A 14,098-nucleotide genomic window follows, 5' to 3' on the forward strand; every position below is an offset into this window, starting at 1 on the left:
TGGAGTCATGAGACGACTCCTGGTGTTGGTTCTCTCCGCATTGCTCGCTTCCACGGGCACCGCCGCCGCCGACGAGCAGGTCGTCGGCGGCGAGCGGGCCTCCATCGAGGCCAACCCGTGGGCCGTCTACCTCGTCGACGACCGCGGGGGCCAGTTCTGCGGTGGCACGATCGTCGCGCCGGAGAAGGTGCTCACCGCGGCCCACTGCGCGCTCGGCCGCTCGCCGAGTGAGCTGAAGGTCGTCGCCGGCCGCGAGGACAAGCAGGACCGCACGGCAGGGGTGACGGCCGTCGTCACGAAGATCTGGATCCACAAGCAGTACGTCTCCGCGGACGAGGGCGAGGACGTGGCCGTCCTGACGCTGAAGGACGCGCTGCCGTACCGGCCGCTGCCGTTCGCGGAACTGTCCGACCGGGCGCTCTACCAGCCGGGAACGCAGCTGCGCGCGCTCGGCTGGGGGCGCACGGCGGAGAACGGCAAAACCTCCCGCTTCCTCATGCAGGCCACCGTGCCGGTGCTGCCGGACGACTTCTGCGTCGACACCTATCCGCAGTTCGTGAAGGCGGACATGTTCTGCGCGGGCTACGAGGGCGGCAAGGTCGACACCTGCCAGGGCGACTCGGGCGGCCCGATCGTGGTGGACGGCAAGCTCGTCGGCGTCACGTCGTGGGGCGAGGGCTGCGCGCGCAAGAACAAGCCCGGCGTGTACGTCCGGATCTCCCGCTACGCCAAGGATCTTCACTCGGTCGTGGATGCTTCGCCGCCCGGGGTTGTCGACCCGTAGGCCGCTGGGGTCAGCTGGTCCACATGCGACTGCTGGCGGTGCTGGTCCTGCTCGTGATCACGGTGACCCCGGCCCGTGCCGACCCCCGGATCGTCGGCGGCGAAGTGGTGGACGACGTCGCCGAGGTGCCGTGGATGGTGGCGCTGACGACGTCGTCGGGTTACCAGTTCTGCGGCGGCGCGCTCCTCGGACCCCGGCAGGTGGTCACGGCGGCGCACTGCGTCCACGGCCGCGAGCCCGGCTCGATCACCGTCGTCGGTGGGCGGCTCGACCTGCGCACCGACGGCGGTTCCACCTCGGCCGGCACGTCGTACGAACTCGTCGACGGCTACGTGACTCCCTCGCGTGGCAAGGACATCGCGTTGCTCACGCTCGCCGAACCGTTGCCGTACCGGACGATGCCGGTCGCCGCCGCCGGTGTGTACATGAACGGCAGCGTCGGCGTCGTGTACGGCTGGGGGCGGCAGGCGGAGAACGACGCGGACAAGAGTCCGTTGCTGCACAAGGCTTACGTCCCGATCATGCCGGACGAGCAGTGCGCCGCGACCTATGCGCGCTACGACGCCCAGTCCATGTTCTGCGCGGGATATCCCGACGGCGGCATCGACGCGTGCGTCGACGACTCGGGCGGCCCGTTCGTCGTCGACGGCCGGTTGGCGGGCATCGTGTCGTGGGGCATCGGCTGCGCTCGTCCGAACGCGCCCGGCGTCTACACGCGCGTCACGACGTACCTGAGCGGAGTGTCCTGACCAGGTCGGCCCGGTAGCGCAGTCCGGCGCTCTCCGCTCGTTCGATCGCCTTGTCGTACAACGTTTCGTCGTGCGTAAGCGCGGCTTTGCCCGCCAGCGCGCGCACCTCGATGATGCGGAACCCGGCGTCGGCCGCACGGCGCAGCACCTCGTCGTACCCGGCGACCGACCGGTTGACCTCCGCGAGCACCAGGCAGGCGTCGACCTCGATGAACAGGTCGTCGTCGCCCGCCAGTTCGAGCGCGCGTTCAGCGTGGTCACGGGCTTCCTCGCGGCGGTCGAGGGCGATGAGCAGCTCCGCGTACTCGACCCGCGCGGACATCTCGATCGGCCGCAGCCCGTGCTTCCGCGACAGGTCGAGTGCCTCGCTGAACGCGGCTTCCGCGGCTGCGTGCCGGTGCCGGGCGGCGAGCACCACGCCGAGGTTGTTCAGGCCGTTCGCGAGGTGTTGCCAGTCGTCGATCTCCCCGGCCAGTTCGACGGACCGGCGCAGCGCGTCCTCGGCGGAGGAGAGCCTGCCGAGTTCGAGGTCGACCAGCCCGAGGTTGCCGAGACCGCCGATCAGCTGCGATCGCATGCCGTTGGGCCCGTAGAGCTCGATCGCCGCCGCGAGGTGCTCGCGGGCGCGGGCGAGGTCACCGAGGTCGTGGTGGATCCCGGCGAGGATGTTGAGCGCGGTGGCCTCCGGGGCCTGCGTGCCGGCGGCGCGGTACTCGGCGATGGCCCGCTCGCTGTGCTCGATCGCCGTCCGGTGCTCGCCGGACCGCCAGTCGAGGTAGGCGAGGCAGACCCGCATCGCCGCCGCGCGCTGCCCGGTCTCGCCGCCGTCCAACGCGGCACGAGCGATCGTGCGCAGGTCGGCGTACTGGCCCGTGAGCAGCAGGAACGGCCTCGTGGCGACGACTAATGCCGCGTCGGGGTGCTCTTCGGCGAGCGCGACGAGGTTCGGCCGTTCCACTTCGAACCAGGCCATCGCCTCCTCGCGGTCCGCGAACGCGACGGCGTCCGAAGTGGACGGAAGCAGGCGAGTGAAACCGACCTGCAGCTGTGCCTCGGCACCGTCTGCTCGTTCGAGGTACCAGTCGAACACCGTCCGCCGGTCCTGCTCGGTCGCTCGTTCGTGCGCGTAGAGGCGCAGCAGGTCGTGCAGCTGGTAGCGGTTGTTGTTCTGCTGCACCAGATTCGCCGCGACCAGCTCGTCGGTCGCGGCTCCGGCCAGGTCGTGCGGGATGTCCGGGCCGGGCACCGCGCCGAGGAAGTCGAACGTCCTGCGCGCCCGCGGTGAGAGCTTCCGGTACGAGAGGTCGAAGGTCGCCTGCACGGCCGTGTCGTCGTCTTCGATCTCCAGCGCCTCGAGACGGTGCTCGCGCAGTTCCTCGACGTAGTCCGGCAGGTGCCGCCCGGCGAGGTTCGCTCCGGCGATCCGCAACGCCAGCGGCAGCCGCGCGCACAGCCCGATCAGCTCGCTCGTGTCCCCTTCGACCCGCATGCCCTTGAGCAGCTCCCGTGCCTCCTGCTCGGCCAGCACGGACAGGGTGACCTGCGCGAACTGCGGCAGGTCCTGGCGGCTCGTGATCAACGCGGCGCAGCCGGGGGCGGCCGGCAGGAGGGGCTCGATCACCTCGGCGGTCGCGTTGTCGAGCACCACCAGCACCCGCCGGTTGCGCAGCAGCTCGTGGTAGTCGTCGTTCGGCCCGCCGCCCAGCGCCTTCACGAACCGCTCCAGCGCCTGCCCGACCGTCATCGCCGGCCCGGTGGAGAAGCCGCGCAGGTTGACGTAGAGCTGGCCGTCCGGGAACTCGGGCCGCAGCCGGTGCGCCTCCCTGATCGCGAGCACGGTCTTGCCGACGCCGGGCAGCCCGGTGATCGCCCGCACCGGCTCGTCGATCAGCTCCAGCCGCGCGATCTCGTCCCTCCTGCCGACGAAGTCCGGCAGGTCGGCGGGCAGCTGGCACGGCGCGGGCGGGCGCGGCACCAGCCGGTACCCGGTCGGTTCGGTGATCACCTGCTCGGTGCCGCGCAACCGGCTGACCAGCGTCCGCAACGCCGCGCGCGGATGCATCGGCGGCTCGTCCGGCCACACCTCGGCGGCCAGCACGTCGAACGGCACCGGCTCGCCGGGACGTGCGGCCAGCGCGTCCCGCAGTGACTGCAGTCGATCCGCCACGAACTCGATCGTAGATCCGTAGCGTGCAGGGGTATGGGGAAAAGATCGTTGGGTGTCGTCGCCGCCATCGCGGCCGCGCTCACCCTGGGGGCAATGACCACCGTTCCCGCGAGCGCCGAGCCCGCCGGGAACCCGATCATCGAGGTCAAGGGCGTCGCCCGCGACCAGTGCATGACCTCGGCCAGGAGCACTTACTTCCAGGTCGAGATGGCCGCCTGCACGGGTGCGGACACCCAGCGGTGGGAGAAGGTCGGCCTGCCGAACGGGCAGTTCTTCCTGCGCAACGTGGCCGACCGGTGGTGCGTCGACGGGGAGCGTTCCTTCGTCACCGAAGCGTGCGACGAGGCAGACGGGAACCAGCGCTGGGAGTTCGTCACCGACGCGTCCGGCGCCACGAGGCTCAAGGCCGCGACGTGGCAGGGGTTTGCCGACACGACCTGGTACGACGAGTTCGATCTCAAGATCATCCCGGACTCGTCGCAGGACAGCGACCACCAGCGGTGGGTCGTGACGGAGGTCAGCTCGGTGCCGCCGTTGCCGGACACCACCGGCGCCCTGGTCACCCTGGAGAACTCCAGGTGGTGGGCCGTCGAGCTGGCCGACTACTGCGCAAAGGGCGCCGGCATGGGTCCGTGCCCCGGATCGCCGTACCAGCGGGTCGAGCTCGACGGCGGCGCGTTCCAGCTGCGGGCGGGCGAGGTCTGTCTTCGTTCCAAGCCGGACACGAGGTTCGTCGACCTGGCGGGGAGCTGCGCCGCGGCAGATCCGGCACAGCAGTGGCGGCTGGAGGGACCTGACCTGTTCGGCGGTCACCTGATCCGCAACGTGGGCAACGGTGACTACCTCACGCCCGGCTCCGCAGGTCTGACCCTGTTCCAGAAGGATCCCCCCGGCCGGTACGTGCAGGTACAGAGGTGGTACCTCCACCTCGCGTGAGGCCTAAAGCACCAGACCGACCGACATGGTGAGGAAGACGGCCGCGCAGACAGCGTCGAGCGCGGTCGTCACACCGGGTCGCTTGAGCTTCCCGGCCACGCGGGAAGCCGCCAGCACGATCATCAGCTCCCACACCGCCGCCAGTCCGAGGAACACGACGGCGAGCATCGCGAGCTGAGGCGCCGGTTCACCCGATCCGATGAACTGTGGCAGGAACGCGAGCGAGAACAGGATCATCTTCGGGTTCGTGATGTTGGTCAGGAAGCCCTGCCGGAACGGCCGCGTGCTCATGACCTCCTCCGGCTCGCCGCCGGAGCGCTTGATCAGGCCGCGCGTGATGGAAATCGCCAGGTAGAGCAGGTAGCCGGCGCCGATCCAGCGCAGCGCCGTGAGCACCATCGGGTACCGCGCGAGCAGCACTCCGAGGCCCGAGATCACCAACGCCACCTGGACCGCCGCGGCCGCGTGGATGCCGCCCAGCGCGAGCAGTCCCGCGCGGGTGCCCGAGCGCAGTGACGTGCGCAGGAGCAGGAACGCGTCCACGCCGGGGGTCACGATGACGACCGCGCACGCGATGAGGAAGGCCGGAACCTGGCTGAAGTCGAACAACACCGTACATACCCCCGTGATCTAAGTCATAGACCGCAAAATCTCCGGCCTGATGGGACATTAACACGAGAATCTCCGGTTTTGACGCCGTCCTAGCGCGATCGCTACCGTTGGTGACCGATCGTCCACCTGGCGCAACGAGGAGTGGTCCGTGAGGGGTAAGCGGTGTGCCGTGCTGGTAGCGGTGATCGCGCTGGTCAGCGGTGGTTCGTCCGCTGATGCGATCGTTGGGGGGACACCCGCGCGGGTGGCCGACACCCCGTGGGTTGTGGCGATCACCACCACGGACGGTCAGCTGATCTGCGGTGGCGCGCTCGTCGCCCCGGACAAGGTCATGACGGCCGCGCACTGCGTGACGCTCAAGGGCGTGCTGGGCAAGAACCAGCGTCCGCCGGAGCAGTTGCGGGTGGTCGCCGGCCGCACCGACCTGCGGAACAAGGCCGAGGGCGTCGACGCGGCGGTCGCGGGCGTGTGGCGGCACCCCGACTACGTCGAGGTCACCAAGGGCGACGACGTGGCGGTCCTGACGCTCGCGAACCCGGTGCCGTACCGGACGATCGCGCTCGGCGAGGTCGGTGACGACGGCGTGGTGCTCGGCTGGGGCCGCACCGCCGAGAACACCCCGCCCGCCATGTCGCTGCGCAAGGTGACGGTGCCGATCCTGTCCGACTCCGAGTGCCTGCTGAAGGAACCGGACTACCGGCCGGGCGCGATGCTGTGCGCCGGGCGAGGTGGCCGGGACGCCTGCACGGGCGACTCCGGCGGCCCGCTCGTGGTGCGCGGCAGGCTCGCGGGCGTCGTGTCGTTCGGTCGCGGCTGCGCACGCGCAGATGAACCTGGTGTCTACACCCGGCTCGCTCACTACCGGCAGACGCTGGGCTTCTGATATCCACGACCAGGTGCGAACCACACAGTTTCCGGCCACCCTGCGCCGTCAGTGGGGACTCGACCTGAGCCCCACCCAGCTCTACGCGATCTTGCGGCTGCGCCAGGACGTTTTCGTCGTGGAGCAGAACTGCGTCTACGCCGACGTCGACGGTCGCGATCTCGACCAGGGCACACGGCATTTCTGGCTGGAGTCCGAGGGATCGCACGAGCCGCTCGCATACCTGCGACTGCTCGAAGAGGCAGACGGCACGTTCCGCGTGGGACGCGTCGCCACGGCGCGCATGGCCCGTGGCCGCGGCTACAGCCGTCGCCTCATGCAGGCCGCGCTAGTGGACATCGGCACCGCGCCGTCAGTGCTCGACGCGCAGACGTACGTCGCCGACTTCTACGCGTCGTTCGGGTTCGTCGCCGAGGGCGCCGAGTTCATCGAGGACGGGATTCCACACCTGCGGATGCGGCGCTCTCCCTGATCACGCGCACCGCGCGCTCGATGTCGGCCTCGGTCAGATCGGCGCGCGCGGTGAGCCGCAGCCTGCTGATCTGGTCCGGCACCGACGGCGGCCGGAAGCAGCCGACCACGACACCGCTCGCGCGGCAGGTCTCGGCCCACTGGAACGCCTGCTCCGGCGACGGCGCGCGCACGCTCACCACGGCCGCGGTCGGCGTGCTGACCTGGAAACCGGCTTCCTTCAGGCGGTGGCTCAGGTCGTGCGCCACGGTCAGCGCCCGTTCGGGACGGTCCGGCTCCTCGCGCAGGATCTTGATCGCCGCGAGGGCGGCCGCCACGCTGCTGGGCGCGAGACCGGTGTCGAAGATGAACGGGCGCGCGGTGTCGATCAGGTGCTTGATCACCCGGCTCGGGCCGAGGACGGCACCGCCCTGCGCGCCCAGCGACTTGCTCAGCGTCAGCGTGGTGATCACGTCCGGCGCCTTGATGATGCCCGCCGCGGCGACCGCGCCCCGGCCACCGGGGCCGACGACGCCGAGGCCGTGCGCGTCGTCCACGACCAGCGCCGCACCCGTCGCGCGGCAGGCCTCGTGCAGTTCGTTGAGCGGGGCGATGTCGCCGTCGACGCTGAACACCGAGTCCGTGACGACGATCGCGCGCCGCTTGCCGCGGGTCTCCAGGGCGTGCCGGACCTTGCCGACGTCGCAGTGGTCCGCGACGACGACGTCGGCCTTCGACAGGCGCGTTCCGTCGATCAGCGACGCGTGGATGTGCTGATCCGCGACGATCGCCGTGCCGGGGCCCGTGAGCGCCGTGACCGCGGCGAGGTTCGCCATGTACCCGCTGCTGAACACCAGCGCGGACTGCGAGCCGCAGAAGTTCGCGAGCTCGAACTCCAGCTCGGCGTGCAGCTCCGTCGAGCCCGTGACCAGGCGCGATCCCGTGGAACCGGAGCCCCACTTCAGCGTGGCGGCGGCCGCGGCACCCGCGACGCGCTTGTCCTTGGCGAGGCCCAGGTAGTCGTTGCTCGCGAGGTCGAGGTCCGTCGAGTCCGACGTGCGCGGCCGCAGCCGCCGGCTCAGACCCGCCTTGGCTCGCGCTTCAGAGCGGACGTCGATCCAGTCGAACGTCGACTCACCACCACTGGAAATCGCCTCAGTTGTGCTCACGGTCACCGCCTGAGTCTCCCATCCGCCCGCTAGCGTGCCGCTCGTGGACCTGTTCACCTTCACGCGCGCCGAACTCACCTCGCCGGTGCAGTTCCTCGGCGGCCGCTGGGTGGTGTCGGCCTACGAGGACGTGCGCGCCGTGCTGGCCGATCCGGTCACCTACCTGCCCGACAACGCGCTGACCGCCGTGACTCCGGTGGGCACGGCCGCGTTGCGTTCGCTGGTTCGCGCCCGTTTTTCCTTGCCACCGACGTTGGCGAACAACGGTTCCGAGTCGCACGCTCAGTTGCGCCGCCTCGTCGCGTCGTTCTTCACGCCGGTCCGCGTTGCCGCTGCGGAGCCTCGCATCCGATCTCTGGTTTTGGAACGGCTGGGTGGCACGGATCTCGTGCGCTCGCTCGCGTGGGACCTGCCCGCGATCGTGCTGATGGACCTGCTCGGGCTGGAGAACGTCGACATCCCGACGCTGAAGCGCTGGAGCTCCGGGTCGCTGGAGTTCTTCTGGGGCGACATCTCGCGGGAACGGCAGCTGGACCTGGTCGACGACGTCGGTGACTTCCACCAGTGGCTGATCAAGCGCTACCACGCCCGTGACGGCGAGCTGTTCTGCGCGCTGGCCGATGCCGGAGTGTCCGCTGAGGACTCCGCCGGCCTTTGCTACTTCCTGCTGATCGCGGGCCAGGAGACGACGACTCAGTTGTTGTCCACGGCGTTGCGCCGCGGGTTGCAGGACCGCGAGTTGTGGGCGCGTCTGGGTTCGCCGGGTGTCGCCGAGTCGTTCGTCGAGGACGTGCTGCGGACCGAGACGCCCGTGGTGACGTGGCGGCGGCTCACCGCGCGTGAGGTCGTGTTGTCCGGTGTGCGCGTGCCTGCCGGTGCGGAGCTCGTGTTGTTGTTGAGCGGTAAGGAAACCGATCCTCGGCACCTGGCGTTCGGCTACGGCCGGCACTTCTGCCTCGGCGCCGGGCTAGCTCGGTTGGAGGCCGCGGTGACGTTGCGGACGGTGGCCGAGCACGAGCCGTCGTTGCGGCTGGACGGCTCGGAGCCGGAGTGGCTTCAGCTGCTGTCGTTCCGCGCGCCCAAGTCGGTCACGGTCGCGCGATGAGCTTGCCCGCCGTGGTGCGGGCTTCGAGTGCTCGGTGGGCTTCGGCGATCTCGTCGAGCCGGTAGACGTCGCCGAGGACCGGCTTGAGGTCCAGTGCGAGCACCTCTCCGGGCGTGACGTCGCGGGGCAGACCCATGACCGCGACGCCCTTGCGGAAGATGTCGCTCGCCGTCACGTCCAACGGCTCGCCGCTCGCGTAACCGAACACGACCATGCGGCCGACACCGTCCTTGAGCAGCTCGAACGCGCGTTTCCCGACTGCGCCGCCGATGGACTCGAAGACGACGTCGACCGGGTCGAGGCCGTCCCAGTCGTAGCCGAGACCGCCCTTGCTGGACGCCGCGAGCACGGTCGCGCCCGCCCGTTCCGCGAGCTGCACGAGCAGACTGCCGACGCCACCGGTCGCCGCCTCCACGAGCACGCGATCGCCCGGCTGGATGCGCGCCGCCTTGGCCGCCGCGACCGCCGTCGTGCCTTGCAACAGCAGGGCGAGAGCCTCGTGGTCGCTCACGCCGTTGGGCACGTCGATCGGGTGCTCGATGACGGCCTTCGTGGCGTAGGCGCCGTCGCGCGGCACGCCCATGACCCGTCGGCCTTCTCCTGTGGTGCCAACGACTTCCGAGCCGAGGACGACCGGGAACGACGGCCCCGGGTACCACGGGAACAGCTCCCTGCCCTTGCCCCGGCGGATGACCGTCTCGCCGTAGTTGAGGCCGATCGCGGTGACGTCGACGAGCGTGTCGCCGGTCGGGTCCGGGACCTCCTCGACCTTGAGCACCTCGGGCCCGCCGAACTCGTGGAACCGCACTGCCTTCATTCGCTGCCTCCCCTGGATAAGCGGACCGCTGGTCCGGTTGCTAGAATACGGACTGCCGGTCCGCTTGTGTCAAGGGAGAGTTCGTTGGAGCGTGCCGATGCCGCCCGCAACAGGGCCGCGATCCTGGCAGCCGCCACCCGGCTGATCGGGGAGCGCGGCATCGACGCCGTGTCGGTGGACGACGTGGCTGTCGCGGCGGGCGTCGGCAAGGGGACCGTGTTCCGGCGGTTCGGCGACAAGGCCGGCCTGGTGAGCGCCGTGGTCGACGAGACGGCCGCTTCCTGGATCAAAACGGCATCGTTGGAGTGCCGCTCCGCCGGAGAGTTCGCGGGCACCCTGTTCGACCACGTGCTGGCGTCGTTGCCGCTGGTCATCGCCGTGGAACGGACGACGGTCCGCAGCTGCGAGGGCAACTTCCGGATCACCGTCGAACGGCTGGCCAAGCTGGTCGGCTCGACGTTCAAGGCGCACACCGTGCTGGCCGTGCTGCGAGGCGAGCACATCGAGTTCCTGCTGGCCCAGGGCATGACGGCGGCCGAGATCCGGGCGGGCGTTATCTCGCTCGCGGACACGCTCGCCGCTGAGGTTTGATGCGGTGGTGATGAACCGACAGCTCTCCGGAACCCGCAAGAAGACGCTCCTGGAGAGGCTCGGCCCGGTGCCGGACGTCGACCCCGACCGCTACGGCGACGGCGGCCCGGTGGGCGCGCTGGAGACCCGCGTCGCACAACTGCTGGGCACCGAGGCCGCGCTGTTCGTGCCGACCGGGACCATGGCGCAGCAGATCGCGCTGCGGTGCTGGGCCGACCGCACGCACAACCCGATCGTCGCGATGCACTCGCAGGCGCATCCGCTGAACCACGAGGACGACGCGCTGACCGTGCTGTCCGGCCTGCGTCCGATCAAGGTCGAGAACTCCGAGGTCGCGACCTGCCCCGAGCCCTACGGGACGCTGCTGCTGGAGGTCCCGGACCGCGAGCGGGGGTTCGTCCTGCCGACGTGGGACGAGCTGACGTCGCTGGTCGACGCCGCTCGCGAACGGGACGCGGTCGTGCACCTCGACGGCGCGCGGCTGTGGGAGAGCACCTTCGGCCTGGGCAAGCCGCTGCCCGAGATCGCGGGCCTGTTCGACTCGGTCTACGTGTCGTTCTACAAGTCCCTCGAAGGCATTTCCGGCGCGGCGCTCGCCGGCACCCAGGACTTCGTCGACCAGGCACGGGTGTGGCGGCACCGGTACGGCGGCATGCTGTTCCAGCAGTGGCCGGCGGCGCTGTCCGCGTTGCACGGCCTGGACACCGTGCTGCCCCGGCTGGGCACCTACGTCGAGCACGCCAAGGTCGTGGCCGCCGCCATGGGCATGCCGGAGCCGCACACCCACCAGTTCGCGCTGCACCTGCCCGGCGACCCGAAGCGGCTGACCGAGGTGAGCGGCAAGTTCCTCGGCAACTTCTGGCGTGACGGCCTGCTCGCGAAGAACGAGATCACGATCGCCGAGCCCGCGCTGGAGTGGACGGCGGACGAGGTCGCGGAGGCCTGGGCGGAGTTCCAGAGCCTGATCTAGGGCGACGTCGCTCACCTGGCTGTTGGACCCGGCGGTGCGAAATGCGACGATGCCGGGGCTGTGAGGGGAGTGCGAGGAAGCCGGTGCGAATCCGGCGCCGTCCCGCGACTGTGACCGGTAGTGAGAGAACCGGGAGTCAGGAACTCGTTCCCCTCTTGATCACCGACCGCGGGCGTGGACACCCGAGGAAGGACTTCGCCGAGCATGTTCCCCTTTTCGGCTGTCGTCGGCCATGACGACCTCCGGCTTGCCCTGCTGCTGAACGCCGTTCATCCCGGCATCGGCGGCGTTCTGGTCCGCGGCGAGAAGGGGACCGCGAAGTCGACCATCGTGCGTGCCCTCGCCGCGCTCCTGCCCGAACTGGACGTGTCTCGAGGCTGCCGGTTCGGTTGTGTTCCGGGCAGCACCGACTGCCCCGACGGGCCGCACGACGGTGTCGACCGTCGACCGGCCAAGCTCGTCGAACTGCCTGTCGGCGCCACCGAGGACCGGCTGGTCGGGTCGCTCGACCTGGAGAAGGCGCTGACCGAGGGCGTGCGGGCGTTCCAGCCCGGGTTGCTGGCCGCGGCGCATCGCGGCGTGCTCTACGTCGACGAGGTCAACCTCCTGCACGACCACCTGGTCGACCTGCTGCTCGACGCCGCCGCGATGGGGCGCGCGCACGTGGAACGCGAGGGCGTCTCGGTCTCGCACCCGTCGCAGTTCCTGCTGGTCGGCACCATGAACCCCGAGGAGGGCGAGCTTCGGCCGCAGCTGCTCGACCGGTTCGGGCTGACCGTGGCGGTGAAGGCGGCGCGGGACGTGAGCGTGCGCACCGAGGTGATCCGGCGCCGGCTCGCCTACGAGGCCGACCCCGTCACGTTCGCGGCGAAGTGGGAGGCCGAGGACGCGAAGCTCAAGCAGCAGATCGCCGACGCCAAGCAGAAGCTGCCGCAAGTGTCCCTTCCGGACAGTGAGCTGCGCCGGATCGCCGCTGTCTGCGCGGCTTTCGAGGTCGACGGCATGCGCGCGGACCTCGTGGTCGCTCGCGCCGCCACCGCCCACGCGGCGTGGCGAGGTGCCGAGACCGTGGAGGAGACCGACGTCGAGACCGCCGTCCGGCTCGCCCTGCCGCACCGCAGGCGCCGCGACCCGTTCGACGAGCCCGGCATCGAGGAGCAGCAGCTCGAGGACGCGATGAAGCAGGCCGCCGAGCACGCGGAAGAGCCGGAAGAGGGCCCGGACGACGACGGCCCCGGCGGCGGCGAGCTGCCTGAACCGCAGGAAGGCCCGAAGGGCAACGGGAACGCGCCCAACGACCGTCCCGCGCCGGAACCGTCGCCCGCGTTCAAGGCGCGGCTGCTGGAGGTTCCCGGCGTCGGCGAAGGCGCGCCCGGCAAGCGTTCGAGGGCCCGCGCCCGCACCGGCCGGATCGTCCGGTCGTCCAAAGTGGACGGCAACGGACTGCACCTGGTCGACACGCTCACGAACGCCGCGCCGCACCAACGAGCGCGTGGCCGCAGCGGCCCCGGACTGCTGCTCACCGCCTCCGACCTGCGCAAGGCGGTCAGGGAGGGCAAGGAGTCGAACCTCGTCCTGTTCGTCGTCGACGCCTCCGGCTCGATGGCGGCGCAGAAGCGGATGTCGGCCGTCAGCGGCGCGGTGATCTCGTTGCTGCGCGACGCCTACCAGCGCCGGGACAAGGTCGGCGTCGTGACGTTCCGCGGCCAGACCGCCGAAGTCGCTTTGCCCCCGACGACCTCCGTGGACGCGGCGGCCACCAGGCTCAAGAAGATGCGCACCGGAGGCCGGACCCCGCTCGCGGACGGACTGCTCAAGGCCCACCGCGTCCTGGAGATCGAGCGGATGCGCGACCCGCAGAAGCGTCCGCTCGTGGTGCTGCTGACGGACGGCCGCGCGACGTCGTCCGGCCTGGGTGGAGACCCGACCAAGGATGCGCTCAAGGCCGCGACGTTGCTGGAGAAGACCGCCGTCGTGGTCGTCGACTGCGAACAGGGCCATGTCCGCCTGGGTCTCGCGCAGAAGATCGCCGAGGCGTTGCAGGGCACCTGCGTGAAGCTCGACCAGCTCAGCGCCGACCACCTCGCCGGCGTCGTCCGGGCCGCGTGAGTTCGCGCTGGTCGTCCGGCCGCCCCTTCGTCGGGATTCGGCGAAGCCCAATCATGGCGAAGCGGCGGCCGGACGACCAGCTTCCCGGCGAACTCACCGGAGTCTGCGGAGCAGCGACCAACGAGCAAGGAGATTCCAGTGCCTCAAGGACAACCCACCGAGGTGCCGAAGGACGGCTTGACCACCCGCCAGCGCCGCAACCGGCCGCTGCTGATGCTGCACACCGGTGAGATGAAGGGGAAGTCGACGTCGGCGTTCGGCATGGCGCTGCGCGGCTGGAACCAGGGCTGGGACATCGGCGTGTTCCAGTTCGTGAAGTCCGCCAAGTGGAAGGTCGGCGAGGAGTCCGCGTTCAAGGCGCTCGGCAAGCTGCACGACGAGACCGGCGAGGGCGGCGCCGTCGAGTGGCACAAGATGGGCGAGGGCTGGTCCTGGACCCGCAAGCAGGGCACCGAGGACGACCACGCCACCGCCGCGCTCGAGGGCTGGCACGAGATCCAGCGCCGGATCAACGCCGAACGCCACGGCTTCTACGTGCTCGACGAGTTCACCTACCCGCTGCACTGGGGCTGGATCGACGTCGACGACGTCGTGGAGACGCTCGCGAACCGGCCCGGTCACCAGCACGTCGTCATCACCGGCCGGTACGCGCCGCAGAAGCTCATCGACGCCGCCGACCTCGTGGTGGAGATGACCAAGGTCAAGCACCCGATGGACGCGGGCCAGAAGGGCCAGCGGGGGATCGAGTGGTGACCG

Annotated in this window: 14 protein-coding genes and 1 riboswitch; of the genes, 10 read left to right on the forward strand and 4 right to left on the reverse strand. The window is 70.3% G+C overall.

Going from position 1 to position 14,098, the window contains the following annotated elements:
* Nucleotides 1–7: 7 nt before the first annotated feature.
* Both ACH413_RS45095 and ACH413_RS45100 read left to right on the forward strand, forming a co-directional pair.
* The gene (locus ACH413_RS45095) at nt 8–784 is read left to right on the forward strand and encodes a serine protease (protein ID WP_360048216.1); all 777 of its coding nucleotides are present in this window, start codon (nt 8–10) and stop codon (nt 782–784) included.
* A gap of 23 nt (nt 785–807) precedes the next feature.
* On the forward strand, nt 808–1,533 hold the full coding sequence (locus ACH413_RS45100) for a serine protease (protein WP_360048214.1): 726 nt from the start codon (nt 808–810) through the stop codon (nt 1,531–1,533).
* Here the strand turns inward: ACH413_RS45100 and ACH413_RS45105 are convergent.
* Nucleotides 1,505–3,700: a tetratricopeptide repeat protein gene (locus ACH413_RS45105; protein ID WP_360048213.1), complete on the reverse strand. Its 2,196-nt coding sequence runs from the start codon at nt 3,698–3,700 to the stop codon at nt 1,505–1,507. The genes ACH413_RS45100 and ACH413_RS45105 overlap by 29 nt on opposite strands.
* Nucleotides 3,701–3,733: 33 nt before the next feature.
* Between ACH413_RS45105 and ACH413_RS45110 the strand changes: the two genes are divergently transcribed.
* Nucleotides 3,734–4,636: a ricin-type beta-trefoil lectin domain protein gene (locus ACH413_RS45110; protein ID WP_360048212.1), complete on the forward strand. Its 903-nt coding sequence runs from the start codon at nt 3,734–3,736 to the stop codon at nt 4,634–4,636.
* 3 nt (nt 4,637–4,639) lie between these two features.
* On the opposite strand, the gene ACH413_RS45115 is transcribed toward ACH413_RS45110, so the two are convergent.
* Nucleotides 4,640–5,248, reverse strand: coding sequence for a LysE family translocator (locus ACH413_RS45115; RefSeq protein WP_360048210.1), 609 nt, complete (start codon nt 5,246–5,248; stop codon nt 4,640–4,642).
* A 148-nt stretch (nt 5,249–5,396) separates the two neighbouring features.
* Here ACH413_RS45115 and ACH413_RS45120 point away from each other — a divergent pair, with 148 nt between their 5' ends.
* Both ACH413_RS45120 and ACH413_RS45125 read left to right on the forward strand, forming a co-directional pair.
* Complete coding sequence (locus tag ACH413_RS45120) at nt 5,397–6,131, forward strand: serine protease (protein WP_360048208.1); 735 nt, start codon at nt 5,397–5,399, stop codon at nt 6,129–6,131.
* A 13-nt stretch (nt 6,132–6,144) separates the two neighbouring features.
* Entirely contained in the window at nt 6,145–6,603 is a 459-nt protein-coding gene (locus ACH413_RS45125; protein WP_360048207.1) for a GNAT family N-acetyltransferase, read from the forward strand.
* On the opposite strand, the gene ACH413_RS45130 is transcribed toward ACH413_RS45125, so the two are convergent.
* Nucleotides 6,557–7,750, reverse strand: coding sequence for an 8-amino-7-oxononanoate synthase (locus tag ACH413_RS45130; RefSeq protein WP_360048206.1), 1,194 nt, complete (start codon nt 7,748–7,750; stop codon nt 6,557–6,559). The two genes, ACH413_RS45125 and ACH413_RS45130, sit on opposite strands and share 47 nt — an antisense overlap.
* A gap of 43 nt (nt 7,751–7,793) precedes the next feature.
* On the opposite strand from ACH413_RS45130, the gene ACH413_RS45135 reads away from it, so the two are divergent.
* Nucleotides 7,794–8,855 carry a hypothetical protein gene (locus tag ACH413_RS45135; protein WP_360048204.1) on the forward strand — a complete coding sequence of 354 codons (1,062 nt, stop codon included), beginning with the start codon at nt 7,794–7,796 and terminating at the stop codon, nt 8,853–8,855.
* Here ACH413_RS45135 and ACH413_RS45140 read toward each other — a convergent pair.
* Nucleotides 8,839–9,672: a zinc-binding dehydrogenase gene (locus ACH413_RS45140; protein WP_360048203.1), complete on the reverse strand. Its 834-nt coding sequence runs from the start codon at nt 9,670–9,672 to the stop codon at nt 8,839–8,841. The genes ACH413_RS45135 and ACH413_RS45140 overlap by 17 nt on opposite strands.
* 84 nt (nt 9,673–9,756) lie before the next feature.
* Between ACH413_RS45140 and ACH413_RS45145 the strand changes: the two genes are divergently transcribed.
* The 4 genes from ACH413_RS45145 (at nt 9,757) to cobO (ending at nt 14,095) form a co-directional block, all read left to right on the forward strand.
* On the forward strand, nt 9,757–10,263 hold the full coding sequence (locus ACH413_RS45145; protein WP_360048201.1) for a helix-turn-helix domain-containing protein: 507 nt from the start codon (nt 9,757–9,759) through the stop codon (nt 10,261–10,263).
* A gap of 10 nt (nt 10,264–10,273) precedes the next feature.
* The gene (locus ACH413_RS45150) at nt 10,274–11,233 is read left to right on the forward strand and encodes a beta-eliminating lyase-related protein (protein ID WP_360048200.1); all 960 of its coding nucleotides are present in this window, start codon (nt 10,274–10,276) and stop codon (nt 11,231–11,233) included.
* 30 nt (nt 11,234–11,263) lie between these two features.
* Nucleotides 11,264–11,400, forward strand: a riboswitch (cobalamin riboswitch).
* A 37-nt stretch (nt 11,401–11,437) separates the two neighbouring features.
* Nucleotides 11,438–13,342: a putative cobaltochelatase gene (locus tag ACH413_RS45155; protein WP_360048198.1), complete on the forward strand. Its 1,905-nt coding sequence runs from the start codon at nt 11,438–11,440 to the stop codon at nt 13,340–13,342.
* A 138-nt stretch (nt 13,343–13,480) separates the two neighbouring features.
* Complete coding sequence (gene cobO, locus ACH413_RS45160) at nt 13,481–14,095, forward strand: cob(I)yrinic acid a,c-diamide adenosyltransferase (protein WP_360048197.1); 615 nt, start codon at nt 13,481–13,483, stop codon at nt 14,093–14,095.
* Nucleotides 14,096–14,098: the final 3 nt, after the last annotated feature.

This window comes from Lentzea sp. NPDC020367 (assembly GCF_044387305.1).
Taxonomy (GTDB): domain Bacteria; phylum Actinomycetota; class Actinomycetes; order Mycobacteriales; family Pseudonocardiaceae; genus Lentzea.